This window comes from Kocuria nitroreducens (genome assembly GCF_042879195.1).
Taxonomy (GTDB): domain Bacteria; phylum Actinomycetota; class Actinomycetes; order Actinomycetales; family Micrococcaceae; genus Kocuria; species Kocuria nitroreducens.
On record NZ_JBHZTC010000007.1, the window covers coordinates 16,903 to 42,804 of the forward strand.

Genomic DNA, 25,902 nt, shown 5'->3' on the forward strand with positions numbered 1-25,902 from the left:
GCCCGGGGGCCGTGTCCGCCCGGAGCGCGACGAGCGCTCCGGGCGGACACGGCCCCCGTCGTCCGTCCTGGACCCGGTCGCCGGGGGCGACCGCGCGGACCGGCAGCGGTGGCTCAGCCCTGCCGCGCCGCCGGCACGCCCTCGGAGGGCTGGACGACGACGAAGCCCGGGCCGGAGAAGGCGAGCTGGAAGGCCTCGCCGGAGCCGCCGCGCAGCAGCGAGCCCATCGACAGGTCGTTCTGGATCCCCGGCACGAGGTCGGCCGACCACGCGACCGCCGCCTGCGGGTCCACGAAGGTGGGCTGGACGGAGCAGTCGAGGATCATGGGCGGCCCGTCCGAGCACAGGGCGAGCACGCCCCGGCCGGAGAGCTGCAGGTTGAACAGCCCGCCGGCCATCAGACCGGCCCCGCCCACCCGCCGGATGTCCCAGGCCAGGGCGTCGTCGAAGGCCAGCAGGGACCCGCTGCTGACGGTGACGGCCTCGCCCTCGAGCAGGACGGTGAAGACGTGGCGCGCCTGCCGGGCGAGGAACACCTCGCCCTCGCCCGAGACCCGCATCATGGGGGCGTCCTCGTTGGTGAGCACCTTCTTCATGAGCTTGCCGATGGAGCCGGAGCCCTCGTGCCGGAAGGCCATCCGGCCCTGGTAGGCGACCATGGCACCCTTGGTGGCGACGACGTCGGGCCCCAGGCCCACGCGCAGCATCCGGTCCGACTGCCGTGTCCAGCGCTCCTGGCTCTGGTGTTCGAAGTGGTCCTGGGCGAAGAGCTCGCTGCGCACGGTGGCCTCCTGGGTTCTCGGTGCGTGCTGTCCCGACCCATCGTGGCACCGAAGCTCCCGGACCCGCACCGTCCCGCAGGTCGGTAGAGTGGAGGCCGTGACTTCTTCCCACCGCACCCCGTACTACATCACCACGGCCATCGCGTACCCCAACGGCACCCCGCACATCGGGCACGCCTACGAGGTCATCGCGACCGACGTCATGGCCCGGTTCAAGCGGCTGGACGGCTACGACGTCCGCTTCCTGACCGGCACCGACGAGCACGGCCAGAAGATGCAGCAGACCGCGGAGAGGGAGGGCCTCACGGCCCGGGAGCTCGCGGACCGCAACTCCGCGCGCTTCCGCGAGATGGACGACGCCCTGAACATCTCCTACGACCGCTTCATCCGCACCACGGACGCCGACCACTACGCGGCGTCGGCGGCCATCTGGCGGCGGATGGAGGAGGCGGGGGACATCTACCTCGGCAAGTACGCCGGCTGGTACTCCGTGCGCGACGAGGCGTTCTACGGCGAGGACGAGACCGAGCTCCGGGAGGACGGCGTGCGCTGCTCGACGGGCACCGGCACGGAGGTCAGCTGGACCGAGGAGGAGTCCTACTTCTTCCGCCTCTCCGCCTACCAGGACCGGCTGCTGGCCCTCTACGAGCAGGAGGGCTTCGTCCACCCCGAGACCCGCCGCAACGAGATCGCCTCGTTCGTGCGCTCCGGCCTGGACGATCTCTCGATCTCCCGCACCACCTTCGACTGGGGCGTGCCCGTGCCCGGCAACCCGGAGCACGTGATGTACGTGTGGGTGGACGCCCTCACCAACTACCTCACGGGCGTGGGCTTCCCGGAGACCGACGCGGAGACCTTCCGGCGGTACTGGCCGGCCGACGCCCACGTGATCGGCAAGGACATCGCGCGCTTCCACGCCGTGTACTGGCCGGCGTTCCTGATGTCCGCCGGGCTGCCCCTGCCCAGGCGCGTCTTCGCCCACGGCTTCCTGTTCAACCAGGGCGAGAAGATGTCCAAGTCCGTGGGCAACGTCATCGACCCGCACGCGCTCGTGGCCGAGTACGGGCTCGACCCGCTGCGCTTCTTCCTGCTGCGCGAGGTGCCGTTCGGCCAGGACGGCAGCTACTCGCACGACGGGATCAAGAACCGCATCAACTCCGACCTCGCCAACGACCTCGGCAACCTCGCACAGCGCTCGCTGTCGATGGTCGCCAAGAACTGCGAGGGCCGGGTCCCCGTGCCGGGGGAGCTCACCCCCGAGGACCGCGCCATGCTCGCCGCCGCCGCCGGGCTCTACGGGCCGGTGCGCGCCGAGTTCGACGAGCAGCAGTTCCACCGGGCGCTCGAGCGGATCTGGCGGGTGGTCGCCGAGGCCAACCGGTACTTCACCGCCATGGAGCCCTGGAAGCTGCGCAAGACCGACGCCGAGCGGATGGCCACCGTGCTCTGGGTGACGCTCGAGGTGGTGCGCGTCGTCGGCGTCCTCGTCCAGCCGGTGGTGCCGGACGCCGCCGCACGGTTGCTCGACGTGCTCGGCCAGGCCGAGGGCGACGCCCGGCTGTTCACCGCCCTGGACACACGCCTCGTGGCCGGGACCGAGCTGCCCCCGCCCGCGCCGGTGTTCCCGCGCTACGAGGAGCCCGCGGCGCTGCAGGCCTGAGCGCCCCGGTGTCCAGCATGCGAGACGTCCGTCCACACCGTGGTCGGGCCGGCTGCACTGCTCCTATCCTGGGGCCATGAGCCAGCCGACCTCCGCAGCAGCCCCCGCCCACCTGAAGATCGCCCTCGTCCCCGGCGACGGCATCGGCCCCGAGGTCGTGGCCGAGGCGGAGAAGATCCTCGACGCGGTGACCGCCGCGGCCGGCGTCACGGTGGAGAAGAAGGAGTTCGGCCTCGGCGCCCAGCACTGGCTGGATACGGGGGAGACCCTCACCGACCGGACGCTGGACGAGCTGCGAACCCACGACGCCATCCTGTTCGGCGCCGTCGGCGCCGCCCCGGGCGACCGCCGGGTCCCGTCCGGGATCATCGAGCGCGACGTGCTGCTGAGAATGCGCTTCAGCCTCGACCACTTCGTCAACCTCCGCCCGTCCAAGCTCTTCCCCGGCACCACCAGTCCGCTCTCCGCCCCCGGGGACATCGACTTCGTCGTGGTGCGCGAGGGCACGGAGGGACCCTACGCCGGCAACGGCGGCGTCCTCCGGGGCGGCACCCACGCCGAGATCGCCACGGAGGTCTCGCTCAACACCGCCTACGGCGTGCGCCGCCTCGTGCGCTACGCCTTCGAGCTCGCCGCGGGGCGGGAGCGCAAGAAGCTGACCCTGGTCCACAAGCACAACGTGCTCGTCAACGCGGGCCGCCTCTACACCCGCCTCGTCGAGGAGGTCGGCGCCGAGTTCCCCGACGTCACCGTCGACTACCTGCACGTGGACGCGGCCACGATCTTCCTCACGACCGACCCGGGACGCTTCGACGTCATCGTCACGGACAACCTCTTCGGGGACATCCTCACCGACCTCGCCGGGGCGGTGACGGGCGGCATCGGCCTGGCCCCGGCCGGCAACATCAACGCGGACCGCACCGCGCCGTCGATGTTCGAGCCCGTCCACGGCTCCGCACCGGACATCGCCGGGCAGCAGTCGGCGAACCCGGTGGCGGCGATCCTCGCCACCGCCATGATGCTGGAGCACCTCGGCCACTCCGGGCCCGCCGCCCGGATCGAGGCCGCCGTGCAGCAGGACCTCGCCGCGCACGGCAACGAGTCCCGCACCACCGCCCAGGTGGGCGACGGCGTGCTCGCCGCCCTGGCCTGAGCCGATCCGGCCGTGCTCCAGGGATAGGCTGGGGAACGGAACGAACAGCTGAGCCCCGCGTGCCGGTCGCCACGGGGTCGACCTCGCAGGGAGACGCAGTGACCACACAGCCCACCACCTTCGCCCACCACCTCAGCCAGGACCCGGTCCCGGAGGAGGTTCGGGCGGCCGTGCTCGCCGATCCGGGCTTCGGCACGAACTTCACGGACCACATGGTGAAGATCGACTGGTTCGGGGACGTCGAGGAGGGGACGGGGCGCTGGAGCGACCCCCGGATCGAGCCGTACGGGCCGCTGGTGCTGGACCCCGCCGCGGCCGTGCTGCACTACGGCCAGGAGATCTTCGAGGGGCTCAAGGCCTACCGGCACGCGGACGGCTCCGTGTGGACGTTCCGGGCCGAGGCCAATGCCGCCCGGCTCAACCGGTCGGCCCGCCGGCTGGCGCTGCCGGAGCTGCCCGAGCAGATGTTCCTGGACTCGCTCCGGGAGCTCGTGTCGGTGGACGAGCAGTGGGTGCCCGACGGGGACGGCGAGTCCCTGTACCTTCGCCCGTTCATGATCGCCACGGAGGCGTTCCTCGGCGTGCGCCCGTCCCGGCAGGCGCTGTACTCGGTGATCGCCTCCCCGGCCGGCAACTACTTCGGCGGTCCGGTGAAGCCCGTGGACATCTGGCTGTCGCGCACCTACGCCCGGGCGGGCCGCGGCGGGACGGGAGCGGCCAAGTGCGGCGGCAACTACGCCGCCTCCCTGATCGCCCAGATGGAGGGCGACGCCCACGGGTGCCAGCAGGTGATGTTCCTGGACCGCGACCGCGGGGACGCCGTCGAGGAGCTGGGCGGCATGAACGTGTTCTTCGTCTACGAGGACGGCCGCCTGGTGACCCCCGAGCTCACCGGCACGATCCTCGAGGGCGTCACCCGCCGCTCGATCATCCAGCTCGCCGAGGACCGCGGGATGGACGTCGAGGAGCGCCGCTTCACCCTCGAGGAGTGGCGCGAGGGCTGGCAGGCCGGGACCCTCACCGAGGCGTTCGCGTGCGGGACCGCCGCCGTCATCACGCCCATCGGCCGGCTCGTCTCCGCCGAGGAGACCATCGGCGACGAGGGGGCCCGGCCGGGCGAGGTCACGATGGACATCCGCAAGCAGCTCCTGGAGATCCAGACAGGCCGCGCGGAGGACCCGCACGGCTGGCTGACCCGCCTGGTTTGAGCCCCGGCGGCCCCCGGTGGCGCCACCGGGGGCCGCGCTGCCTGCCGCAGGCCGTGGGATAGCCTGGTCCCATGCGAATTGCCAGGTTCACGGTCGACAACGAGATCCACTTCGGCGCGGTGCAGGGCGCCGCCGGCGAGGAGACGGTCACCGTCCTCGCGGGCGACCCCTTCTACACCGGGATCACCCCCGCCCATCAGCGCCACGACCTCGCCGAGGTCCGCCTCCTGGCCCCCGTCATCCCCCGGTCCAAGATCGTGTGCGTCGGCCGCAACTACGCCGACCACGCCGCCGAGCTGGGCAACGAGCTGCCCAGCTCCCCGATGCTGTTCTTCAAGCCCAACACGTCCGTCGCCGGCCCCGGCGACCCCGTGACCCTTCCCCCGTGGACCGAGCAGGTCTCCTACGAGGCCGAGCTCGCCGTCGTCATCGGCCGCATGTGCAAGGACGTCCCCGTCGAGCGCGTGCCCGAGGTGGTCTTCGGCTACACCGCCGCCAACGACCTCACCGGCCGCGACGTGCAGAAGACCGACGGCCAGTGGGCGCGCGCCAAGGGCTTCGACGGGGCCTGCCCGCTCGGACCCTGGATCGAGACGGACCTCGACACCTCCGCCCTCGCCGTGCGCAGCCGCGTCAACGGCGAGACCAAGCAGGACGGCAACACCCGGGACATGGTCTTCGACGTCCCGTTCGTCGTCTCCTACGTGTCCCAGGCGTTCACGCTCCTGCCCGGCGACGTCATCCTCACGGGCACGCCCGCCGGCGTCGGCATCGTCGACGAGGGCGACCGGATCGAGGTCGAGGTCGAGGGCATCGGCGTCCTGCCGACCGTCCTGCGCCGCTGACCCCCGCCGCTGCTCTCACCGCTGGTTGTCGCCGCTGACCTGCACGCGCCCCGGAGCTCCCCGCGCCACCGCACGACCCCGCCCTGTCGCCGACCGATCCACGAAAGAGCCATGACCGACACGCCCGCCACCCCGGCCACCGCCTCGACCACCGCCTCGCCCGTGCGCGTGCGCTTCTGCCCGTCCCCGACGGGCACCCCGCACGTGGGGCTGATCCGCACCGCGCTGTTCAACTGGGCCCACGCCCGGCACACCGGCGGCACCATGGTCTTCCGCGTCGAGGACACCGACACCCAGCGCGACTCGGAGGAGAGCTACCAGCAGCTGCTCGAGGCGCTGGCGTGGCTGGGGATCGACTGGGACGAGGGCGTCGAGACCGGCGGCCCGCACGCACCGTACCGGCAGTCGCAGCGACTGGACGTCTACCGCGACGTGGCGACCCGGCTCCGGGAGCACGGGGCCGTCTACGAGGCGTACTCCACGCCGGAGGAGGTCGAGGCCCGCCACCGCGCGGCCGGCCGCGACCCGAAGCTCGGCTACGACAACTTCGACCGCGACCTCACCGGGGAGCAGGTCGCGGCGTTCCGGGCCGAGGGGCGGGAGCCCGTGCTGCGGCTGCGGATGCCGGACGAGGACATCGTGGTCCACGACATGATCCGCGGCGAGATCGTCTTCCGGGCAGGCTCCATCCCGGACTACGTGGTGGTGCGCGCCAACGGCCAGCCGCTGTACACGCTCACCAACCCCGTGGACGACGCCCTGATGGAGATCACCCACGTGCTGCGCGGCGAGGACCTGCTCTCCTCGACACCGCGCCAGATCGCGCTGTTCCGCGTCCTGGTCGAGCTCGGCTTCGCGAAGTACGTGCCCGAGTACGGTCACCTGCCCTACGTCATGGGCGAGGGCAACAAGAAGCTGTCGAAGCGCGATCCCGAGTCCAGCCTCTTCCACCTCAAGGACAGCGGATTCGTCCCCGAGGGCCTGCTCAACTATCTGGCCCTGCTGGGCTGGTCCCTGTCCGCGGACGAGGACGTCTTTACCGTGCAGCAGCTCGTGGAGCACTTCGACGTCCGCGACGTCCTGGCGAATCCGGCGCGGTTCGACCTCAAGAAGGCGACCGCGATCAACGGCACCCACGTCCGCAGGCTCGCCCCCCAGGACTTCCGCGACCGGCTCGTCCCCTACCTGCAGGCCGGCGGGGTGCTGGGGGAGACCCTGGACGAGCGCCAGCAGGAGATCCTGGACCGCGCCGCGCCGCTGGTGCAGGAGCGGATGAACCTGCTCGGCGAGGCCCCCGAGCTGCTGTCCTTCCTCTTCGCCGCCGAGGACGAGATCGAGGTCGCCGACGACGCCCGCAAGGAGCTCAAGGACTCCGCCGGCGACGTCCTGCGGGCCGCGCTCGCCGCCCTCGAGCCGCTCGTGGACTGGAGCGCCGCCGCCCTCGAGACCGCGCTCCGCGAGGCCATCGTGGACGGGCTGGGCATCAAGCCGCGCCTGGCCTTCGGTCCCGTCCGCACCGCCGTCTCCGGTCGGCGGATCTCCCCTCCGCTGTTCGAGTCCCTCGAGATCCTCGGCAAGGACTCGTCCCTGACCCGCCTGCGCGCGCTCGCCGCCCAGCTCGGCTGAGCGCCCTCCCTGCCGACGACGGCGGTCCGGCCCGCCTGCCGCGGAAGGCGGGCCGGACCGTCGTCGTCGACGTCATCTGCGCGCACCGGGGCTCTCCGGCGTAGCCTGGGACACGGGGGCGATCACCATGGACCGGACGGACGAGCAGATCGAGGCGATGCGCGCGGGGCGCCCGCAGCACCACAACCCCGTGCAGCGGGACACCATCACGTGGCTGCTGACCGGCGCCGGGAGCGGCGGTGAGCACGCCCTGCTGCACGTCGAGGTGGAGCCCGGGGGAGAGGTGCTCGCCCACTACCACCGCCGGTTCGTGATGCGTCTGCGCGTCCTGGAGGGCGTGCTGCGGGTCCAGGTCGGCCATGTCGTACGGGACCTCGGCGCGGGCAGGGAGGTCGAGGTGCCCCAGGAGCACCTGTTCCGCTGGAAAAACCCCGCCGGGACGCCGGCCCGGTTCGTGGTCGAGGTGCGGCCCGCCCACGAGGGCTTCGAGAAGGGACTGGTGGCCCTGTACGGGCTCGCGCGGGACGGGCGCACCCGCCGGGACGGCCGGCCCAAGAGCCTGCTGCGCACGGCCCTGCTCATCCAGTGGACCGACATCAACCTGCCGGGGCTCTACCGCTGGCTCGGGCCGGTCCTCCGGCTGCTGGCGGGGATCGCCCGCCGCCGGGGGATCGACCGCGAGCTCGAGGAGCGCTACTGCGGCTGAGCCCGATTTGCCGCCCCGCCGGAAGGCCGGTATAGTTCTTTTGCGTTGCGCCGGTCGCCGCGGGAAACCGCCGGACCGGGAACGACAGTGGGATATGGTGTAATTGGCAACACTACGGTTTCTGGTACCGTCATTCTAGGTTCGAGTCCTGGTATCCCAGCACTGCTCCATCGGATCAGTACGGCCCCATCGTATAGCGGCCTAGTACGCCGCCCTCTCACGGCGGTAACGCGGGTTCGAATCCCGCTGGGGTCACCACCGCGGAACACCCCCGGACCACACAATCCGGGGGTGTTCTCATGTCCGGGCTCCGGGGAGTGGGCCGTCTCGTCCGGCGCGGCGCCCGGGACCTGGTACAGTGTACGAGGCCGGTGGCGTGAAACCGCCGACCGGATCGTCAGGGCCCCATCGTATAGCGGCCCAGTACGCCGCCCTCTCACGGCGGTAACGCGGGTTCGAATCCCGCTGGGGTCACCACGGCAGAAGTCCCCCGGACCGCACGGTCCGGGGGACTTCGGCGTCCCCCGTGCCACCGGTACAGGCGTCGGCCTCGCTCCGGCCGGCGCGGGGGACGGGTGCGCCGGCGCACCCGGGACAAGCTGACCACTAAGCACACTTACATCATGCCCGCCGGACTGTTACGTTGGCAGGACCGTCGCCGCGATGGCCCAGGTCGGCGACCAGGAGTCAAGGAGCAGACGTGAACGACATCCCTCAGCACGACGACCTCCCGCTGCCCGACTACGACCATCTCCCCGTGGGCGTGCTCGCCTCGAAGATCACGGGCCTCGACGAGGACGGGCTCCAGAGGCTGTTGGACTACGAGCGCGCGCACGGCGACAGGCTGCCCGTCGTCCAGGTGCTGGAGCGCCGGGTCGAGGCCCTGCGCCAGGGAGCCGAGCCCAGCGGCACGCTGCCCGCGGCCTCCCCCGAGGTGTCCGGGACCAGTGGTGGGTCACCGGTCTCGCCGGACACGTCCGGACCGCCGATCAACCCGCCGTCGCAGGGCACGCCCTTCAACCCGTCCCAGCCCCGCTGACTCCCCGCGGGCCCGGGCGGGGGAGGCATACAGCGGGACGAAGGAGCACACCATGAACGAGAGCTACGACGTGGTCGTCGTCGGCGGCGGACCCGCAGGCCTCGCCGGGGCACTGTGCCTGGCCCGTGCCCGGCGCACGGTCCTCGTGGTCGATGCCGGCGCCCCGCGCAACGACCCCGCCGAGCACCTCCACAACTACCTCGGCCGGGACGGCGACGCCCCGGGCGCGCTGCTCGCGGACGGGCGTGCCGAGATCACCCGCTACGGAGCGGACGTCGTCGCCGGTACGGTGGTCTCCGCGCGCTCCACCGGGGAGGGCGACGACATCGGTTTCCGCCTCACGCTCGAGGACGGCCGGTCGGTGCGGGCACGGCGCGTGCTGATCACCACCGGACTGACCGACGAGCTGCCGGACGTCCCCGGCGTGGCGCAGCGCTGGGGGCGCGACGTCCTCCACTGCCCCTACTGCCACGGATGGGAGTGGCGGGACGAGCCGCTGACCGTGCTGGGCACGGGTCCCCTGGGCGTGCAGCAGGCGCAGCTGTTCCGGCAGTGGAGCCACGACATCACGTTCGTGCAGCACACCGCCCCGGAACCGGACGACGAGGAGCGCGAGCAGCTGGCGGCCCTCGGCATCGCCTGCGTGGCGGGCGAGGTGGCGCGCGTGGCGGTGGCTGAGGACCGGATCACCGGCCTGCGGCTGGTCTCCGGCGAGCTCGTGCCGTGCCGTGCCGTGGTCGTGGTGCCGCGCTTCACGGTCCGCTCCGACCTCATCGAGTCCCTCGGGCTGAGCACGTCCCAGGAGGAGGAGAAGGGCCATGCCGTCGGCACCTACGTGCCCTCGGCGCCCACCGGCGGTACGGACGTGCCGGGGATCTACGTGGCGGGCAACGTCACGGACCTCCACGCCCAGGTCCTCGCCGCGGCGGCGGCCGGGCTCAAGACCGGTACGGCCGTCAACACCGACCTGCTGGCCGAGGACCTCGACCGGGCCCGTGCCGCACGTTCCAGGACATGACGCCCGGGGCATGACGGGTCCGGTCGAGCGGGAACGGACCCACGAAGAGCTGGAGTGGGCGCGCGAGACCTTCCACGTCCTCGTGGCCCACGCCGCCCCGGACGACCGGCGGCGGCGAACCTCCGGCACCCGCTGGTCCCATCGGCAGCTGCTGTTCCACATGCGCGGCGGACACCCGCTGCGGCCGACCGCGAGCACCGTGCCGTGGCCGGGCTCCGCCGGCCCGGGCGGGACCCGGGCCGGGGGAGTCGCGGACCGGATCAGGCCAGCGAGGCGTCCAGCGTGATGTCCACGGACAGGGCCTGCGAGACCGGGCAGCCGGCCTTGGCCTCCTCGGCGATGCGCGCGAAGTCGTCCGGGGAGATGTCCTCCACCTGCGCCTCGACGGTCAGCTTGACCCCCTTGATGCCCTCGCCCGCCACGAAGGTCACCTCGGCGGAGGAGTCCAGGCGGGTGGGCGGGGTGTCGTTCTGGGCGAGCATGTTGGAGAACGCCATGGCGTAGCAGGTGGCGTGCGCGGAGGCCAGGAGCTCCTCGGGGCTCGTCCTGGGACCGGCGCCGCTCTCCGCGCGCGTGTCCCAGTCCACGTCGAAGGGGCCCAGTCCCGAGCCGCTCATGCTGGTGGTGCCCGAGCCGTTGAAGAGATCGCCGGTCCAGACGGTGCTGGCCTTGCTGACGACGGGTTTCGGCATAGTTCCTCCTGAGGTCCACGGCAGGCGGGCGCTCCGCCTGCCGGCGCCGTACGGCGCTGCTGTCACGCTAACCGATCCCGTGCGGCGTGCCACCGGCCGGGGTCGTATTTCAGCCGTCGGCGCGTGCCGGATCTGCGGGGTGCCCGCTACCCCAGGGGCTTCCTGGGGGTGTCCGGGCCGCGGGCGGTCCCGCGGTCGGCGACGGCACGGGTGGTCGCGTGCGCCGCCGCGGACACGACCCGTTCCAGTGGGCCCCGCCCGAACGCGTGCCGCCAGGCGAGCGCCACGAGGGCGGAGACGACGAGACAGGCGACGAACCAGAGCAGGGGGCTGCTGTAGTGGACCTCGGTGGCGAGCAGGGCCAGCTGCCCGGTGTACAGGGACAGGGTCATGGCCCCCATGGCCGTGAGCGGCAGCAACCACTTGCCGAACTCCCGCCCGGCGAGCAGGAAGGCGCCGAGCACGGCCATGCTCACCCCGAGGCTCCACGCCACCGAGAGGGGCGTGTTGGTGTGCGGGGCGGAGAGCGCCTGCCACCACAGCGAGGAGGTCGGCAGCGGTTCGCCGGCGCCGAACACGAGGATGTGGTCCAGGTCCGCCCGGGTCAGGGAGACGATGCTGTAGAGCAGGACGTTGTAGCCGTCCATGCCGTAGAGGAGGACCCAGGAGACGAGCTTGGCGAGGGCCGCGAGACCCAGCCCCACGGCCAGGAGACGGGTCTGCACGCGCAGGCTCTTGAGGTTGAGCCGGCCGAAGGCCAGCCCGGCGAGCAGGTACGCCAGGTATGTCACGGCCGGGTACGTGCCGGTCAGCGTCAGCTGCCAGAACAGCGCCACCGGTTCGGTGACCAGGTGCGCGAAGGTCGGGTTGGCGGCGCTGTGCTCGGGCACCACGTCGCCCAGCCAGTGGATCAGGAAGGGCCCGAGGAGCAGGAACGCGCCCGAGCACAGGAGCAGGGTCCGCGCCCGCAGTCCGAGGAAGGGCAGCGCGAGCAGGAAGAAGAGCCCGTAGTAGACCAGGATGTTGACGGCCGGCGGTTCCGGCGGCATCAGGTAGCCGACGGTCAGCCCGACCGCCATGATCAGGACCGCGCGCACCACGGTCCCGGCGCGAGCGGCGGCGAGGTCCCGCCCCTTGCGCGGCCTGCGCCCTCCGGTGGAGAAGGCCAGGCTGACACCGGCCAGCAGGGCGAACAGCGCCGCGGAGTCCCCGGCGAACAGCAGCCAGGACAGGGTCGGCCGGTCGTTGTCGGGGTAGGACTGCGGCAGGAAGTGGACAGCCGTCAGCCCGACGAGAGCCAGTCCCCGCGCGGCGTCCACGGCAACCAGGCGCCCGGCCGACCGGCGGGGGTCGAGCCCGCCGGTCGCCTCCGCGGTCCGGTCTCTCGTGGGGTGGTCGTTCATGGGTCCCGCCGTCCTGTTCCTCATCCCCGGGCCCATGGTGGGTCGCGCTCAGGATGTCGTGTGCACTGCCGCCAATCCTCGCATCTGAGCCGCTGGTCGTAGCAACGTTGCGCCGGAAGGCTCAGAAGGCCGCGTGCGGTTCCGGACCGGGTGGCGGCACGGGCAGTTCTCTCAGCGGCGGCGCAGGATCCTGGCCCGCATCCGGCGCCGGGCCTCCGGGGCGGCGGCGGGCGGGGCGGGGGCCCGGGTGGTCCCAGCTCGTCCACGCGGAGCGTGCCCACCGGGACGCCGGCCCCTGGGTGCTGGGGGTCGCCCTGCCGGCCGGCCCGGCCCACCCGGCGGACCGGTGTTCGTCCTGACGGGCCCCAGGGCCGGGGGCGGCGTCCAGCGGGACGGGCGGGTGGTGCCGTGAACGGCGGCGCACCCCACTTGATTTATACCCCTAGGGGGTATAGGTTGAGAGCCCTTCCCGGGTGCTGCCGACCCTGCGGCGCCCGGCCGCCGCGGAAAGGAGCACCATGAGCACCCCGCAGTCCCACGGCCACCGGGCCGCCCCGGACGACTCCCGCACCGGTCACCACGCCGACGCCGGCACCCACGGACAGGCCATGCCCCCCGACCACGCCCGCTCCGCCGTGGACGAGGACCACGCGGTGCACACGCACGGCGAGCACGCCGGGCACTCCACGGCGATGTTCAGGAGCAGGTTCTGGGTCAGTCTCGGGCTGGCGGTTCCCGTGGTGGTCTTCAGCCCGATGGTCGGGCACCTGCTGGGCTACCGCGTCCCCGAGTTCCCCGGCTCCTCCTGGGTCCCTCCGGTGCTGGGCACGGTGATCTTCCTCTGGGGCGGGGCCCCCTTCCTCCGCGGGGGGCTCACCGAGCTGCGGTCGAGGCAACCGGGGATGATGCTGCTGATCGCCATGGCCATCACCGTCGCCTTCACGGCCTCCTGGGTGACGACCCTGGGGATCGGCGGGTTCGACCTCGACTTCTGGTGGGAGCTGGCCCTGCTGGTCGTCATCATGCTGCTCGGCCACTGGACGGAGATGCGCGCCCTCGGAGCGGCCTCCTCCGCCCTGGACGCCCTGGCCGCCCTCCTGCCCGACGAGGCGGAGAAGGTCACCGGGACCGAGGTCCGCACCGTCCCGGTCGCCGAACTGGCGGTCGGCGACGTCGTACTGGTGCGCTCCGGTGCCCGTGTCCCCGCCGACGGGGCGATCGTCGACGGTGCGGCGGAGTTCGACGAGTCCATGATCACCGGCGAATCGAGGACCGTCGGCCGCCGCACCGGTGACACCGTGGTGGCCGGGACCGTGGCCACCGACAGTGCGGTGCGCGTGCGGATCGGTGCCGTGGGCGAGGACACGACGCTGGCCGGGATCCAACGGATGGTGGCCGAGGCCCAGGAGTCCTCCTCCCGCGCCCAGGCGCTGGCCGACCGGGCCGCGGCCCTGCTCTTCTGGTTCGCCCTGGGTGCCGGCGTCCTCACCGCCGTCGCCTGGACGCTGGTGGGCAGCCCGGGCGACGCCGTCGTCCGCACCGTGACCGTCCTGGTCATCGCCTGCCCCCACGCCCTGGGTCTGGCGATCCCGCTGGTCATCGCCATCTCCACCGAGCGCGCGGCCCGCTCCGGCGTCCTGATCAAGAACCGGATGGCCGTCGAGCGGATGCGCACCGTCGACGTGGTGCTCTTCGACAAGACGGGCACCCTCACCGAGGGGGCCCACGCCGTCACCGGCACCGTTCCCGCGGCGGGGATCTCGGCGGCGCAGCTGCTGGCCCTGGCGGCGGCGGCCGAGTCCGACAGCGAGCACCCCGTGGCCCGCGCCGTCGTCGCGGCCGCGGCGGAGCACCCGGAGCGCGACCGGCCGGCGCGGCGCGGGACGGAGTTCCGCTCCGTGACCGGGCGGGGGGTGCGCGCTGCGGTCGACGGCACCGAGGTCACCGTGGGCGGGCCGAACATGCTGCGGGAGCTCGGGGCGTCCGTCCCGGCCGAGGTCGCCGGGTCGGCGGAGGAGTGGACCCGGCGCGGGGCCGGCGTGCTGCACGTCCTGCGCGACGGGCAGGTCATCGGCGCCGTGGCGCTGGAGGACCGCGTCCGGCCGGAGTCCCGGGCGGCGGTGCGCGCCCTGCAGGCCCGCGGGGTGAAGGTCGCCATGATCACCGGCGACGCCCGCCCGGTCGCAGAGGCCGTGGGCGCCGAACTGGGCATCGACGAGGTCTTCGCCGAGGTCCTGCCGCAGGACAAGGACACCAAGGTCGTCGAGCTCCGGTCCCGTGGCCTGATCGTGGCCATGGTCGGCGACGGCGTCAACGACGCCCCGGCCCTGGCCCGGGCGGAGGTCGGCATCGCCATCGGGGCCGGCACCGACGTGGCCATGGAGTCGGCCGGCGTCGTCCTGGCCGGCAACGACCCCCGGTCGGTGCTGTCGCTGATGGACCTGTCGCGGGCCAGCTACACGAAGATGATCCAGAACCTCGTGTGGGCGACCGGCTACAACGTGATCGCCGTGCCCCTGGCCGCGGGCGTGCTGGCCCCGATCGGGATCGTCCTGTCCCCGGCCGTCGGGGCGGTGCTGATGTCGGTGTCCACGATCGTCGTGGCACTGAACGCCCAGCTGCTGCGCCGGCTCGACCTGGATCCGGCGCGTCTGGCCACGACCGGCACCGAGAACCGTCGTCCCGCCGAGCAGTCCACCACGGTCCCCACCCCCTGACCCACCGAGATCCCGACCCCCGGCACGACCGGTGACCAGCGGATGACGCTGCGTGAACCGATCCACCGCTCTCCCCGCCCTCGCGCTCGCCCCGCCCCGGCCGGCTGCGGCACCGACACCCCCGAGCAGGCGCCGGCACGGGCCCGGAGACCACCGCTCCGGCCACCTCCGCTCCCGTGGCCACGAGCACCGGACACGCCTCCGGGGCCGCGACGGAGCTCTCCCGAGCACGACGACGCGGACCGGATGTGCGCCCGGATGATGATCCCGCACCACGAGCCGGCCGTGCGGAGGAGCGAGATCCTGCTCGGCAAGGACCTCGTTCCCGCGGAGGCGGAGATCGCCGGGATGGACACCCTGCGGCAGGAGCTGAGCCGGTCGTGGTGCGGGAGGGGTACGTGCGGGCGGCCGGCGGGGCGTTGCCCGGACCCACCCTGCGGCTCCGCCCCGGCCACGCTCCGGGTGGCGCCGCCCCGCCGGCCGTCAGCAGCGGCTCGGCGGTCCTCACCCTGCTCCGCGGAGGCTGTGCGGGACGCCCCGGGTCGCCGCGCCAGGAGGTGGCGCGGCGACCCGGGGCCCCGTGAGCGGGTCGGCCGGGCAGGCATCCGGTGCTACGCTCCGCAGTGAGCCGGGGGACGCCCGGCGACGACGGCGGGGCCTCCCGCCTCGCCCGTCCGCACCGCTCCAGCCCGTCCCGGATGGTGGTGATCACCGTTTTCCCGCACCCGTCCCCCGCAGGGACCACCGGCCCCACCCGCACCTTCGGCGTGGAGGAAGGCCTGCTCCTCGTGGACGCCGTGCGCGCGCACGCCGCCGCCGTCCGATCCTCCCCGGCGACGGCGGCGGCCCACGCGATCACCACCGAGCTGCAGCAGGAGCAGATCGAGGTCGCAGGCCCTCCGCTGACCGGCCTCGCGGACCAGAGCGCCGCCATCCGCCACGGACGCGGACTGGCCGGCACCGCCGCCCGCGCGGTGGGCGCGCGCGCCGTCGCCCTCGCGCTGGTCGAGACGGCCTCCCGACAGTGGCGGGCGGGCCTCCCGGCGCCGCCGGTGAGCGGGGCCCAGCTGCGGACCTGGTCCTGGCAGGCCGGCAGGGCCGGCGTCGAGGGACCGCTGATCGGCCCGGCCTCCGCCGCGCCCGCTCCGGCCGGGGACGTCGTGGCCGAGCTGCTCGCCGTCGTGCACCCCGTGCTCGCGGAGTGGGGCGAGGCAGAACAGGTGGAGTCCGTGGTGGCCGGCGTCCTCCGGGACGGCTCCGGTGCCCGGCGGCAGCGCGCGGCCTTCGCCGCGCGTCAGGACCCGCTCGACGTCGAGCGCCGGGCGCTCGAGGACACCCGCCGATGAGGGCGGGGCGGCACCCCGGCCTCGAGCGACGGCGCGTCGTCGCCGGGACCCACCCGGTGGACGTGCGCGGGACCTTCGACCCGGCGCGGCCCCCGGTGGTCCTCGTGCACGGCATCGGGATGTCGGGCAACTACTTCCTGCGCCTCGCGGACGCGCTCGCGACCACGCACGACGTCTACGCCCTCGACCTGCCGGGCTACGGGACCGCGCCCCGCCCCGCGCACGCCCTGACGGTGCCCGAGCTCGGCCACGTGGTCGCGGGAGCGGTCGCGGCGCTGGGACTGGAGGCCCCCGTCGTCGTCGGCCACTCCATGGGCTGCCAGGTCGCCGTGGACACGGTCAAGGACCACCCCGGGATGTGGGCGGGCTACGTGCTCGTGGGGCCGACCGTGGACCCGGCCGCCCGCAGCCTGCTCGGCCAGGGGTGGCGGCTGCTGCGGGACACCCTGCGCGAGCCGCCGTCCACCAACGCCGCGGTCCTCCGCGACTACTTCCGGATGGGCCCCCTCCGCTATCTGCGCACCACCCGGCACATGCTCCGGGACCGGATCGAGGAGGACATCCGGGGCTGCACGCCCCCCGGCCTGGTCGTGCGCGGCTCCCGCGACCCCATCGCCCGGCGGGACTGGGCGCGCCGCCTGGTCCAGGCGGCGCCCGACGCCCGTTTCCTCGAGATCCCCGGCGCCCCGCACAACGTCCAGCACACCGACCCCCAGGAGCTCGCCGCCGCATGCGCCCCCTTTCTCGACGCCTGCCGACCCCGTCCCGGGAGCCCGGCGTGATCCCGCACCGGCTGAGCGAGACGGGCGTCAATCTCGCGGCCTGGGCCCGGGACTACGTCTACGCGGTCCGGTGGCAGGCCGCCGGCCTCCTGGGCCGCTGGGACCCCGCCCACTACCGGGGCCCGGGAGAGCCGGGGAGGACACCGGTCGTGCTGATCCCCGGCATCTACGAGTCGTGGACGTTCCTGCTCCCCGTGGCCGGGCTGCTGCGGGAGCACGGCCACGACGTCCACGTGGTGGAGGACCTGAGGTTCAACACCGGGACCATCGAGGACATGGCGGCGCTGGTCGACGCGCACATCCGGCGGGAGGGGCTCGAGCGCTGCGTGCTGGTGGCCCACAGCAAGGGCGGGCTCATCGGCAAGTACCTCCTGGCCCACCACAACGAGCACACGGCCATCCAGGGCCTCGTGGCCGTCAACACCCCCTTCTCCGGTTCCGAGCTGGCCCGGCTCCTGCCCCTCCCGACGATCCGTGTGTTCCTGCCGCACTCCCCGGAGCTCACCGCGCTGACCACCAGCCGGGAGGTCAACCGGCACATCGTCTCCGTCTACGGCCTGTTCGACCCCCACATCCCGGGCGGCAGCCGCCTCGAGGGAGCCCGCAACGTCCGGCTCGGCACGCGCGGGCACTTCCTGCCGCTGAGCGACCCGCGCGTGCACGAGGCGATCCTCGAGGGGATCGGCACCCTCACCCGCTGATCCCGTCGGCGGCACCGCGCGCCCGGGAGGCATCGATCCGTCGCGGCCGGTGCGGACCCGGCCCGGCGTCGGAGGCGACTGCTAGTCTCCGGCCACCGAGCGCACGCGGGACCGGGCGCCGGATCAGGAACGACGGACGACGTCGGAGGGACGGGTGGGACCGTGGTCGTACTGGGACTGACGCCCTTCCAGGGCTGGGAGGTGATGTCCTGGGCCCTGCTGGTCGCCGCCGCGGCGTGGACCGTGGCGCGGGGTGTCCGATGGCTCGTGGCACGCTACGGGCAGAACACCCGCTGGGGCCGCAGGTCGCGCACCCGGCTCGGCCTGCGCCGGGCCCGCGACGGCCTGCTGGAGCGCCACGCCGCCGGAGAGCTCACCGAGGAGGAGTACCGGGAGCGGCTGCGCCTGCTCGAGCAGGAGGGCCGTTCCGGCTCGTGAGCGCGGCGGCACACGGTCGCCCCGGGCCCCGCCTCGGCGCACGCGGGGCTGACGAACGGCAAGCAGGCTGACAGACTGGATTCGTTCGTGTCCCCCCGCGCCGGCGGGACGAGACCCGGCGACGACGAGGAGACCCCCATGTCCGACAAGCCCGATCCCATCGAGCTGCAGAAGCACCTCAGCGGCCTGGACTACCCGGTCGGCAAGGACGAGATCGTGCGGGGAGCACAGGACTCCGGCGCCGACGACTCGGTCCTCGAGGCGTTGCGGCACCTCCCGGACCGGCAGTACGAGAAGCCAACCCACGTGACCGAGGCCGTCTTCGGCGAGTGAGTCCGAGCGGCCCGCTCCGACGGCGGTCCCGCAGCGCTGCGGGCGCCGCGGGACCGCCGGCTCCTGGTGGGCCTCGTCGGATCTCCGGCGTCCCGGGGTTCACCCGGTGGAACGAAAAGTCTACTGTCGGTCGTGTGGGGCGCGGCAGCGTCGCGTCCCTGCCGGCGCCGCGGAACGAGCGGCCGGTGACGACAGGCCGTCGATCGGACGAAGGAGCGAGACCATGACCCACGTGACCTCCATGCTCGAGACCTACCCGAAGGACCTGGGAAGCATCGACCGGCAGAAGCTGGCCGAGTGCATTGCCGCGTGCTTCGAGTGCGCCCAGACCTGCACCGCCTGTGCCGACGCCTGCCTGGCCGAGGACATGGTCGCGGAGCTGACCACGTGCATCCGCAAGAACCTGGACTGCGCCGACGTCTGCGCGGCCACCGGTCGCGTGCTCTCCCGCCAGACCGGCCACAACGTCGACGTCACCCGCGCAGCGCTCGAGGCGTGCCGGACCGCCTGCCGGTCCTGCGGCGACGAGTGCGAGCAGCACGCGAGCATGCACGAGCACTGCCGGGTCTGCGCCGAGGCCTGCCGCCGCTGCGAGCAGGCCTGCGCCGACCTGCTCGCCTCGCTGGGCTGAGCGCGACGTCACTGCGGGAGGGGCCGGCCCGACGGACCGGCCCCTCCCGCAGTGCTCAGGCCGTCCGTCCCTCCGGTCAGGCGGAGCTCCGCCGGTCGTCGTCGCCCAGGGCCTCGATCCCGCGGATGTCCTTGAGCGCGGACCCGTCGCCGTACTTGCTCGACGTGATGACGCTGAGCTTGCCGTTGGTCTCGAGCACGACCGCCTCGACCTGGGAGAGGTCACCGGTGCCCTGCATGCGCACGGCCTGGCGCAGCTCCGACTCGGTGAGCCGGTTCCGTCGCATGGCGTCGTGGCGGATCCGTCCCTCGGCCAGCAGCAGCGCCGGTTCGGCGGTGAAGAAGCCGCGCACGCGTGGCCAGCGCGAGCAGACCCAGGCGACGAGCAGCTGCAACCCGGCCAGAAGGCCGAACGCGGTCACGCCCTCGACCCAGGAGACGTCGGTGTTGAGGAGGACGGTCGCCAGCGTGGAGCCCAGGGCCACGGTCACGATGAAGTCGAAGACGTTGAGCTGGGCGAGCGTGCGCTTTCCGGAGATCCGGAGGCACACGACCAGCGCGGCGTAGGCCGCCGCGCCGATCAGGACGATGCGCAGGATCTGGGGCCAGCCGTCAAACCACACGACGACCACCTCCCGTGCGGTGGACGGGAACGGAACGGGACGCGCTCATGGAACGATCTCCTCGTGGTGTTTCCGCGCCGGCTCCCGGTGCTGGAGCCACGCGCTCAGCGGGGCGGTGGACAGACCGTGGATCAGCACGGACAGGGTGATGGCCAAGGTCGTGTAGACGAAGATCTCGTGGTCGCCCGTATGCCGCTCGGCCAGCGCGGCATAGAACAGGGCGGAGACGCCGATGGGTCCGAACCAGCTCAGGAAGAACGTCTCGGAGCGGTCGTGCACGCTCCGCAGCAGCGGCCGGAGCGCCCACAGGGCGACGAGGCGGCGGAGCAGCAGCGCGGCACCGAGGACCACGGGTGGCACCCAGCCGAGCCGCGTCCACTCCCCGAACGGGAGCGTCAGCCCGAGGAGGATGAAGACCGGCAGCAGGAACAACCGGGCGACGGCGTCCTGGACCTTGTCCTCCTGCGCCTCGTCGCGCTGAGGGATCACCTGACCGAAGGCGGCGACGCCCACGAAGACGGCCAGCAGGGCGTCGGTGCCCAGCAGCTTGCCGGTCCCGAGCAAGACCAGCGCCAGCGGGACGACGAAGGCCAGGTAGGAGCTCTCCTCCATGAGTCCGTGCCGGCGGACGAGGACGAACAGCCGGCCCAGGAGGAAGCCGAGCAGCGCCCCGAACACGGCTGCGCCCAGCACCTCCCACAGCAGGACCGTGGTCATCAGCTCGTGCCAGGCGCGGTCCGGCTCGGTCACCAGCAGCACCGGCAGGAGGACGAACAGATAGGCGAGCCCGTCGTTGATCCCGCTCTCGGCCGACAGGTTGTGCCGCACCCGCTCGGGGATCTTCTCCTCGGCCAGGGACCCCGTGACGATCGGGGTGGTGACCACCGGATCCGTCGGGGTGACGACGGCCCCCAGCAGCAGCGCCAGCAGGAACGGCACGCCGAGCGCCGCCCACAGCACGCCGGTGGCCACGGTGAGCATGAGGACCATGCCGAGGCCGATGACGACCCCGACCCAGCGGACATCACGCCGCCAGTAGCCGTGCGGCAGGCGCAGGGCCACCCCGGCCAGTCCCACGGCCAGGGTGATCCGCGCCGCCTGCTCGAGCAGCGTGCCCGGGGGCGGGCCGAAGTCCCCGATCCGCACCAGGTCCAGCGCGTGGGGCCCGATCAGCGCGCCGAACCCGAGGGCGAGCACGGGACCGGGGAGACTGGCCCGCTGCAGGAGCGTCGAGAACGCCGAGATCAGCAGGACGGCTCCGGCGAACAGCGCCAGCACCAGGTCGATGTCCATGCGCGTCCTTCCGCCGGTGTCCGTGGGAGCCGCCGAACCCGTCCGGCTCGCGCCCGACCCCCACCGTAGCCCCGCTGACGGTCCTCGGGCCAAGACCGGAGCAGCCCGGGCCGGAAGGGGTAGGGTCCCCGGAGGAACGGTCATTGACAGGAACGGTCATCGACAGGAACGGAACGCCGACGTGGACGTGCTGCTGACACTGCTGGGAATCACGGTCATCGTGGTCGGGCTGTGGGACATGTACCACAGCCTGCTGCACCCCAGCGGCACGGGTGCCATCGGAGGCAGGGTGCAGTCGGTCGTCTGGTGGATCTCCCGGCGCACCGGACACCGCTTCGGTTCGGCAGTCGGCCCCGGGTCGATGATCACGGTGGTCGTGCTGTGGGTGCTCCTGCAGGGCGTCGGCTGGGCCCTCGTCTACCTGCCGCACGTCCCCGGCGGGTTCACGTACTCGCCAGGGGTGGACCCGGTCGACTACCCCGATCTGCTCGACGCGCTCTACATCTCGTTCGTCACCCTGGCGACGCTGGGGTTCGGGGACGTCGTGGCCACCGACCCCTGGATCCGGCTGGCCACCCCGCTCGAGGCGCTGACCGGGTTCGCCCTGCTGACGGCGGCACTGACGTGGTTCACCCAGATCTATCCGCCGCTGTCCCGGCGCCGCTCCCTCGCACTCGAGCTGAAGTCCCTCGCCGACGTCGACTACGCCGACGACATCGGGGAGGAGGACCCGGTCACGGCGGCCCGGGTGCTCGACGGCCTGGCCGCGGAGGTGGCCAGGGCCCGGATCGACTTCACCCAGCACGGCGAGACGTACTACTTCCAGGAGGAGGATCCGGACCTCTCGCTCGCCCGGCAGCTGCCCTACGCGCTCGAGCTGCGCGATCGGGCCGCCGCGTCCTCCGCGCCGCAGGTGCGCACCGGCGCGCGGCGCCTCGACGGTGCCCTCGAACAGCTCGCGCACCAGCTGCGGGAGGCCTTCGGGCACACCGGGGAGACGCCCCGGGACGTCTTCGCCGCCTACGCCGAGGACCACGGGCGGGACCCCCGCCGCTGAGCCGGCAGGGGGAACAGGTCACCGGGGCTCCGGCCGGGACGTGTCCCGGGTCGTGGGCATCGACGTGCCCGAACGGGCCACTGAGGCCCCGCGCCGCGTAGGTGCACAGCAGGCTTACTGGCACAATGGCCCTGTGACCGACCAGACAGAGATCCTCAGCGCCCTCGAGGACGCGCGGGCGCTGCTCGCGGCGTCCACCCTCCCGCTGTCCACGGCCAACGTGCTGCACGAGCGGGAGGACATCGACCGCGCCGTCGCCCAGCTGGACGACTACGTGCTGCCCCGGGTGCGCTCCCTCGACGCGCCGCTGCTCGCGGTGGTCGGCGGGTCCACGGGCGCCGGCAAGTCGACCCTGGTCAACGCGGTCGTGGGCCACCCCGTGACCCGGTCCGGGGCCATCCGCCCGACCACCCGGCAGCCCATCCTGATCCACCACCCGCGCGACGCCGAGGCGTTCTCGACCCAGCGGGTGCTCCCGCACCTGAGCCGGATCCACGCGCAGAAGGTCATCCCCGCCGGCTCGACCGTCGCCGACACCGCCTCCCCGTCCGCGCTGCCCGGCACCGCGGACGGCCAGGCCCTCGTGCTGCTCGCCGAGCCACGCATCCCCGAGGGCGTCGCCCTGCTCGACGCCCCGGACGTCGACTCGATCTCCGACGAGAACCGCCGGCTCGCGGGGCAGCTGCTCGCCGCCGCCGACCTGTGGCTGTTCGTGACCACCGCGAACCGCTACGCCGACGCCGTGCCGTGGCGGCTGCTCGTCGAGGCCGCTCAGCGGGACATCACGGTGGCCGTGGTCCTCGACCGGGTCCCGCACGGGCTCGAGGCCGAGATCGAGGAGGACCTCCGGCGGATGCTCGCAGAGCAGGGGCTGGGCGATGCCCCGGTGTTCACCGTCCCGGAGTCACCGCTCAACGAGACGGGCATGCTCCCGCCCCACGTCGTCGACCCCGTCGTGGACTTCCTCGCCGAGCTGGGCCGCAACGCCGCCTCCCGCTCGGAGATCGCCCGCCGGACCCTCGGCGGCGCGGTGCGCTCCATCGCCGAGCGCACCGGCGCGGCCGGGACCGCGGTGCTCTCCCAGCAGCGCGTCGAGGCGCAGCTGCGCCACGACGTGGACCGCGCCTTCGACGAGGCGCTCGCCGCCGTCGTCGAGTCGACCCGCGACGGGACCCTGCTGCGCGGAGAGGTCCTCGCCCGCTGGCAGGACTTCGTGGGCACCGGCGAGTTCTTCCGCAACCTCGAGGCCGGGATCGGCCGGATGCGGGACCGGCTCACCGCCTTCTTCAGCGGGCGGCCCGCGCCCGAGGTCCAGGTCGAGGAGGCCATCGAGACCGGCCTGCAGACCGTGATCGTCGAGGAGGCCGCGCGCGCCTCCGAGACCGCGGAGCGCCGCTGGCAGGACGAGCCCGCCGGCCGGGTCCTGCTCGGCGGGTCCGACCTCGGCTCGCTGCCCCCGGACTTCCGCGAGCGCACGGCCGAGCAGGTGCGCGCCTGGCAGGGCGATCTCATGGAACTCATCCAGCGCGAGGGCGCGGACAAGCGGACCAAGGCGCGGGCCATGTCCCTGGGCGTCAACGCGCTGACGGTGATCCTCATGATCGGCGTGTTCTCCATGACGGGCGGGCTCACCGGCCTGGAGGTCGGCATCGCCGGCGGCTCCGGCGTGGTGGGCACCAAGCTGCTCGAGGCGGTCTTCGGGGAGGACGCCGTGCGCCGGATGGCCGAGGACGCCCGCAAGAACCTCGAGTCCCGGATCCACACGGTCATGGACCAGCAGGCGTCCGTGTTCCTGCGGCGCCTCGACGTCCTGGACGGGCACCCGGAGGCCGACGACCTCGCGGCCGCGGCCGAGCGCATCCGCACCGCGGGGCGGACGCTGGGGGAGAGCCGGTGAGTCCCTCCCGGCAGGCGGCCCCGACCCTCTCCGAACGGCTCACGGCGCTTGCGCGCGCCACGGAGCTGGCCTCCGGACGGCTCGACGAGGAGGCCGTGGCGGCGTCCCGCACCGTCCTGGACCGCGCCGCCGAGCGGCGGTCCCTGTCCGCCGACCACACCGTGGTGGGCTTCTTCGGGGCGACCGGGTCCGGCAAGTCCACCCTGTTCAACGCGGTCGTGGGGCGGGACATCGCCCGGGCGGCGGCCCGCCGCCCCACCACCTCGGAACCGCTCGCGGCCGTCTGGGGGGAGCCGGGCAGCGAGGCCCTGCTGGACTGGCTCGGCGTCTCCCAGCGCCACCACGTCGACACGCCCCTGCCCACGGGGCACGGGGACACCGGCCGGTGGACGCGCGTCAAGGAGCGGATCACGGGCGGGCCCGCCGCGGAGGGGGCCGGCGGGCTGATCCTCCTCGACCTGCCGGACTTCGACTCCGTCAGCCTGCACCACCGCACCGTCGTGCAGCGTCTCGTCGGCATGGTCGACGTCGTGGTGTGGGTCGTGGACCCGCAGAAGTACGCCGACGCGGTCATCCACCAGGACTTCATCGCGCCCCTGGCCCGCCACGGGGCGGTGACCATGGTGGTGATGAACCAGGTGGACCGCCTGCCGCCCGCGGAGGTCCCCGCCGTGATGGCCTCCCTCGAGGAGCTCGTCGCCCAGGACGGGCTGCCCACCACGGGGCTGTCGAAGCCGGTGGCCGTCTCGGCCCTGACGGGGGAGGGCGTCGAGGCCCTGCGCGCCCGGATCCGCCAGGTGGCCGACACCAAGGCCGCGGCCGGCGCCCGGCTCGACGCCGACGTCGACGACGCCGCCGCACGGCTCGCCGAGGCCTCGGGGGAGGGGGAGCCGGCCGGGATCACCGAACCGGCGCAGGAGCGGCTCACCGACGGTCTGGCTCAGGCCGCCAACGTGCCCGGGATCGCGCGGGCCGCCGGGCGGTCCTACGCCCTGCACGCCGCGGGTCACACCGGGTGGATCGCCACCCGGTGGCTCCTGAAGTTCCGCAAGGACCCGATGCGGCGGCTGAACCTCGACCGGGGCGAGACCGTGAACCCGGAGGTCAACCGGACGTCGCTGCCGCCGATGGGCGCCGCCCAGCGGGCGGCGGCCGACTCCGCGGTGCGCACCTTCGCCCACGACGCCGCGGACGGGGCCGCGGAGCCGTGGACCCGGTCGGTCCGGCAGGCCGCGCGCACCCACGAGCAGAAGCTGCCGGACGCGATCGACCAGGCCGTCGCCCGCACCGACTTCCGGGCCGGGCGGAACTCCTGGTGGTGGCTCGTCTTCGACGTCGTCCAGTGGCTCGCGATGCTCGCGGTGGTCGCGGGCCTGGTGTGGCTCCTGGGGCTGTTCCTGCTCGAGTGGTTCCAGATCCCCGTCCCGCCGCCCCCGTACGTCGAGGGCTTTCCGCTGCCCGTGCCCACGCTGCTCGTCCTCGCCGGCGTGGTGCTCGGTCTCTTCGTGGCCCTGACCGGCCGGATCCTCGCCGGCTTCGGCGCCCGGATGCGGGAGCGCTCGGTGCGGCGCCGGCTGCGCGCGTCGGTGGCCGAAGCGGGCCGGCGCACCGTCGTCGAACCCGTGCGGACGGAGCTCGAGGCCTTCGCCGCCTTCCGGAGGGCCCTGGCCGTCCTGCGCGGCTGAGCCCCGGGCCCGGCCGGCGGCTGCTCGGCCAGGTGGCCGTGCAGCAGTGACACCACCGTGGCGCCGTCCCCGACGGCGGACGCCGCGCTCTTGGACGAGCCGGCCCGGACGTCGCCGATCGCGAAGACGCCGGGCATGCTGGTCTCCAGGAGCAGCGGCGGCTTGGCCGGTCCGCCGAGCACAACGTCCTCGATCCCCCGGGTTCCGCCCGTGCGCAGGAACCCGGCGGGGCCCGCGCCGACGACGTCGACGACCTTGTCCGCGGGCG

The 25,902-nt window shown here is 73.4% G+C and carries 24 protein-coding genes and 3 tRNA genes; 22 read left to right on the forward strand and 5 right to left on the reverse strand.

What is annotated here, in order from left to right; all coding sequences use genetic code 11:
- Nucleotides 1–113: 113 nt before the first annotated feature.
- A complete protein-coding gene (locus tag ACFYE1_RS06105) occupies nucleotides 114–782 on the reverse strand; it encodes an AIM24 family protein (protein WP_387741007.1) in 669 nt (222 codons plus the stop codon).
- Nucleotides 783–879: 97 nt separating this feature from the next.
- Here ACFYE1_RS06105 and metG point away from each other — a divergent pair, with 97 nt between their 5' ends.
- The 12 genes from metG to ACFYE1_RS06165 all read left to right on the forward strand — a co-directional run bounded on the left by metG (nucleotide 880) and on the right by ACFYE1_RS06165 (nucleotide 10,323).
- The gene (gene metG, locus ACFYE1_RS06110) at nucleotides 880–2,442 is read left to right on the forward strand and encodes a methionine--tRNA ligase (RefSeq protein ID WP_387741009.1); all 1,563 of its coding nucleotides are present in this window, start codon (nucleotides 880–882) and stop codon (nucleotides 2,440–2,442) included.
- Between the two features lie 76 nt (nucleotides 2,443–2,518).
- Nucleotides 2,519–3,595, forward strand: a complete 1,077-nt coding sequence (locus ACFYE1_RS06115; protein ID WP_387741011.1) for a 3-isopropylmalate dehydrogenase — start codon at nucleotides 2,519–2,521, stop codon at nucleotides 3,593–3,595.
- A gap of 98 nt (nucleotides 3,596–3,693) precedes the next feature.
- Entirely contained in the window at nucleotides 3,694–4,803 is a 1,110-nt protein-coding gene (locus tag ACFYE1_RS06120) for a branched-chain amino acid aminotransferase (RefSeq protein WP_387741013.1), read from the forward strand.
- Between the two features lie 71 nt (nucleotides 4,804–4,874).
- Nucleotides 4,875–5,648 carry a fumarylacetoacetate hydrolase family protein gene (locus ACFYE1_RS06125; RefSeq protein WP_387741015.1) on the forward strand — a complete coding sequence of 258 codons (774 nt, stop codon included), beginning with the start codon at nucleotides 4,875–4,877 and terminating at the stop codon, nucleotides 5,646–5,648.
- A 111-nt stretch (nucleotides 5,649–5,759) separates the two neighbouring features.
- On the forward strand, nucleotides 5,760–7,274 hold the full coding sequence (gene gltX / locus ACFYE1_RS06130) for a glutamate--tRNA ligase (RefSeq protein ID WP_387741017.1): 1,515 nt from the start codon (nucleotides 5,760–5,762) through the stop codon (nucleotides 7,272–7,274).
- A gap of 127 nt (nucleotides 7,275–7,401) precedes the next feature.
- On the forward strand, nucleotides 7,402–7,980 hold the full coding sequence (locus ACFYE1_RS06135; RefSeq protein WP_387741019.1) for a cupin domain-containing protein: 579 nt from the start codon (nucleotides 7,402–7,404) through the stop codon (nucleotides 7,978–7,980).
- Nucleotides 7,981–8,068: 88 nt separating this feature from the next.
- A tRNA-Gln gene (locus tag ACFYE1_RS06140) sits at nucleotides 8,069–8,140 on the forward strand.
- A 22-nt stretch (nucleotides 8,141–8,162) separates the two neighbouring features.
- A tRNA-Glu gene (locus ACFYE1_RS06145) sits at nucleotides 8,163–8,238 on the forward strand.
- Nucleotides 8,239–8,381: 143 nt separating this feature from the next.
- Nucleotides 8,382–8,457 (forward strand) — tRNA-Glu (locus ACFYE1_RS06150).
- 223 nt (nucleotides 8,458–8,680) lie between these two features.
- Nucleotides 8,681–9,019, forward strand: coding sequence for a hypothetical protein (locus tag ACFYE1_RS06155; protein WP_387741020.1), 339 nt, complete (start codon nucleotides 8,681–8,683; stop codon nucleotides 9,017–9,019).
- Between the two features lie 52 nt (nucleotides 9,020–9,071).
- Complete coding sequence (locus ACFYE1_RS06160; RefSeq protein ID WP_387741022.1) at nucleotides 9,072–10,037, forward strand: NAD(P)/FAD-dependent oxidoreductase; 966 nt, start codon at nucleotides 9,072–9,074, stop codon at nucleotides 10,035–10,037.
- A gap of 10 nt (nucleotides 10,038–10,047) precedes the next feature.
- Nucleotides 10,048–10,323: a hypothetical protein gene (locus ACFYE1_RS06165; protein ID WP_387741024.1), complete on the forward strand. Its 276-nt coding sequence runs from the start codon at nucleotides 10,048–10,050 to the stop codon at nucleotides 10,321–10,323.
- On the opposite strand, the gene ACFYE1_RS06170 is transcribed toward ACFYE1_RS06165, so the two are convergent.
- Both ACFYE1_RS06170 and ACFYE1_RS06175 read right to left on the reverse strand, forming a co-directional pair.
- Nucleotides 10,298–10,729, reverse strand: a complete 432-nt coding sequence (locus ACFYE1_RS06170; protein WP_387741026.1) for an OsmC family peroxiredoxin — start codon at nucleotides 10,727–10,729, stop codon at nucleotides 10,298–10,300. The two genes, ACFYE1_RS06165 and ACFYE1_RS06170, sit on opposite strands and share 26 nt — an antisense overlap.
- A 146-nt stretch (nucleotides 10,730–10,875) precedes the next feature.
- A complete protein-coding gene (locus tag ACFYE1_RS06175; RefSeq protein ID WP_387741028.1) occupies nucleotides 10,876–12,132 on the reverse strand; it encodes a heparan-alpha-glucosaminide N-acetyltransferase domain-containing protein in 1,257 nt (418 codons plus the stop codon).
- 518 nt (nucleotides 12,133–12,650) lie between these two features.
- On the opposite strand from ACFYE1_RS06175, the gene ACFYE1_RS06180 reads away from it, so the two are divergent.
- The 7 genes from ACFYE1_RS06180 to ACFYE1_RS06210 all read left to right on the forward strand — a co-directional run bounded on the left by ACFYE1_RS06180 (nucleotide 12,651) and on the right by ACFYE1_RS06210 (nucleotide 19,080).
- Nucleotides 12,651–14,849, forward strand: coding sequence for a heavy metal translocating P-type ATPase (locus ACFYE1_RS06180; RefSeq protein ID WP_387741030.1), 2,199 nt, complete (start codon nucleotides 12,651–12,653; stop codon nucleotides 14,847–14,849).
- A 608-nt stretch (nucleotides 14,850–15,457) separates the two neighbouring features.
- Nucleotides 15,458–16,195 carry a hypothetical protein gene (locus tag ACFYE1_RS06185; protein ID WP_387741032.1) on the forward strand — a complete coding sequence of 246 codons (738 nt, stop codon included), beginning with the start codon at nucleotides 15,458–15,460 and terminating at the stop codon, nucleotides 16,193–16,195.
- Nucleotides 16,192–16,977, forward strand: coding sequence for an alpha/beta fold hydrolase (locus ACFYE1_RS06190; RefSeq protein WP_387741034.1), 786 nt, complete (start codon nucleotides 16,192–16,194; stop codon nucleotides 16,975–16,977). The genes ACFYE1_RS06185 and ACFYE1_RS06190 overlap by 4 nt, the downstream gene beginning before the upstream one ends.
- Complete coding sequence (locus tag ACFYE1_RS06195) at nucleotides 16,974–17,678, forward strand: esterase/lipase family protein (protein WP_387741036.1); 705 nt, start codon at nucleotides 16,974–16,976, stop codon at nucleotides 17,676–17,678. The genes ACFYE1_RS06190 and ACFYE1_RS06195 overlap by 4 nt, the downstream gene beginning before the upstream one ends.
- 162 nt (nucleotides 17,679–17,840) lie before the next feature.
- Entirely contained in the window at nucleotides 17,841–18,116 is a 276-nt protein-coding gene (locus ACFYE1_RS06200) for a hypothetical protein (RefSeq protein ID WP_387741037.1), read from the forward strand.
- Between the two features lie 138 nt (nucleotides 18,117–18,254).
- Nucleotides 18,255–18,449 carry a DUF2795 domain-containing protein gene (locus tag ACFYE1_RS06205; RefSeq protein ID WP_387741039.1) on the forward strand — a complete coding sequence of 65 codons (195 nt, stop codon included), beginning with the start codon at nucleotides 18,255–18,257 and terminating at the stop codon, nucleotides 18,447–18,449.
- 223 nt (nucleotides 18,450–18,672) lie between these two features.
- Nucleotides 18,673–19,080: a four-helix bundle copper-binding protein gene (locus ACFYE1_RS06210; protein ID WP_387741040.1), complete on the forward strand. Its 408-nt coding sequence runs from the start codon at nucleotides 18,673–18,675 to the stop codon at nucleotides 19,078–19,080.
- A gap of 76 nt (nucleotides 19,081–19,156) precedes the next feature.
- On the opposite strand, the gene ACFYE1_RS06215 is transcribed toward ACFYE1_RS06210, so the two are convergent.
- Together ACFYE1_RS06215 and ACFYE1_RS06220 are read right to left on the reverse strand one after the other, a co-directional pair.
- The gene (locus tag ACFYE1_RS06215) at nucleotides 19,157–19,702 is read right to left on the reverse strand and encodes a DUF421 domain-containing protein (RefSeq protein ID WP_387741042.1); all 546 of its coding nucleotides are present in this window, start codon (nucleotides 19,700–19,702) and stop codon (nucleotides 19,157–19,159) included.
- Between the two features lie 45 nt (nucleotides 19,703–19,747).
- Entirely contained in the window at nucleotides 19,748–20,995 is a 1,248-nt protein-coding gene (locus ACFYE1_RS06220) for a cation:proton antiporter domain-containing protein (protein ID WP_387741044.1), read from the reverse strand.
- Between the two features lie 181 nt (nucleotides 20,996–21,176).
- On the opposite strand from ACFYE1_RS06220, the gene ACFYE1_RS06225 reads away from it, so the two are divergent.
- The 3 genes from ACFYE1_RS06225 (at nucleotide 21,177) to ACFYE1_RS06235 (ending at nucleotide 25,634) form a co-directional block, all read left to right on the forward strand.
- Nucleotides 21,177–22,052: a potassium channel family protein gene (locus tag ACFYE1_RS06225; RefSeq protein WP_387741046.1), complete on the forward strand. Its 876-nt coding sequence runs from the start codon at nucleotides 21,177–21,179 to the stop codon at nucleotides 22,050–22,052.
- A 133-nt stretch (nucleotides 22,053–22,185) separates the two neighbouring features.
- Nucleotides 22,186–23,949 (forward strand): dynamin family protein, encoded by a 1,764-nt coding sequence (locus ACFYE1_RS06230; RefSeq protein WP_387741048.1) that lies wholly within the window; start codon nucleotides 22,186–22,188, stop codon nucleotides 23,947–23,949.
- Nucleotides 23,946–25,634 carry a GTPase gene (locus ACFYE1_RS06235; RefSeq protein WP_387741050.1) on the forward strand — a complete coding sequence of 563 codons (1,689 nt, stop codon included), beginning with the start codon at nucleotides 23,946–23,948 and terminating at the stop codon, nucleotides 25,632–25,634. The genes ACFYE1_RS06230 and ACFYE1_RS06235 overlap by 4 nt, the downstream gene beginning before the upstream one ends.
- Nucleotides 25,635–25,902 lie beyond the last annotated feature (268 nt).

What these genes read in the sequence shown, in the direction of transcription:
- ACFYE1_RS06125 (WP_387741015.1), top strand. Translation starts at nt 4,875, where the DNA reads ATGCGAATTGCCAGGTTCACGGTCGACAACGAGATCCACTTCGGCGCG.
- ACFYE1_RS06165 (WP_387741024.1), top strand. Translation starts at nt 10,048, where the DNA reads ATGACGGGTCCGGTCGAGCGGGAACGGACCCACGAAGAGCTGGAGTGG.
- gltX (WP_387741017.1), top strand. Translation starts at nt 5,760, where the DNA reads ATGACCGACACGCCCGCCACCCCGGCCACCGCCTCGACCACCGCCTCG.
- ACFYE1_RS06180 (WP_387741030.1), top strand. Translation starts at nt 12,651, where the DNA reads ATGAGCACCCCGCAGTCCCACGGCCACCGGGCCGCCCCGGACGACTCC.
- ACFYE1_RS06170 (WP_387741026.1), bottom strand. Translation starts at nt 10,729, where the DNA reads ATGCCGAAACCCGTCGTCAGCAAGGCCAGCACCGTCTGGACCGGCGAT.
- ACFYE1_RS06220 (WP_387741044.1), bottom strand. Translation starts at nt 20,995, where the DNA reads ATGGACATCGACCTGGTGCTGGCGCTGTTCGCCGGAGCCGTCCTGCTG.
- ACFYE1_RS06135 (WP_387741019.1), top strand. Translation starts at nt 7,402, where the DNA reads ATGGACCGGACGGACGAGCAGATCGAGGCGATGCGCGCGGGGCGCCCG.
- ACFYE1_RS06115 (WP_387741011.1), top strand. Translation starts at nt 2,519, where the DNA reads ATGAGCCAGCCGACCTCCGCAGCAGCCCCCGCCCACCTGAAGATCGCC.
- ACFYE1_RS06210 (WP_387741040.1), top strand. Translation starts at nt 18,673, where the DNA reads ATGACCCACGTGACCTCCATGCTCGAGACCTACCCGAAGGACCTGGGA.
- ACFYE1_RS06160 (WP_387741022.1), top strand. Translation starts at nt 9,072, where the DNA reads ATGAACGAGAGCTACGACGTGGTCGTCGTCGGCGGCGGACCCGCAGGC.
- ACFYE1_RS06205 (WP_387741039.1), top strand. Translation starts at nt 18,255, where the DNA reads ATGTCCGACAAGCCCGATCCCATCGAGCTGCAGAAGCACCTCAGCGGC.
- ACFYE1_RS06190 (WP_387741034.1), top strand. Translation starts at nt 16,192, where the DNA reads ATGAGGGCGGGGCGGCACCCCGGCCTCGAGCGACGGCGCGTCGTCGCC.
- ACFYE1_RS06175 (WP_387741028.1), bottom strand. Translation starts at nt 12,132, where the DNA reads ATGAACGACCACCCCACGAGAGACCGGACCGCGGAGGCGACCGGCGGG.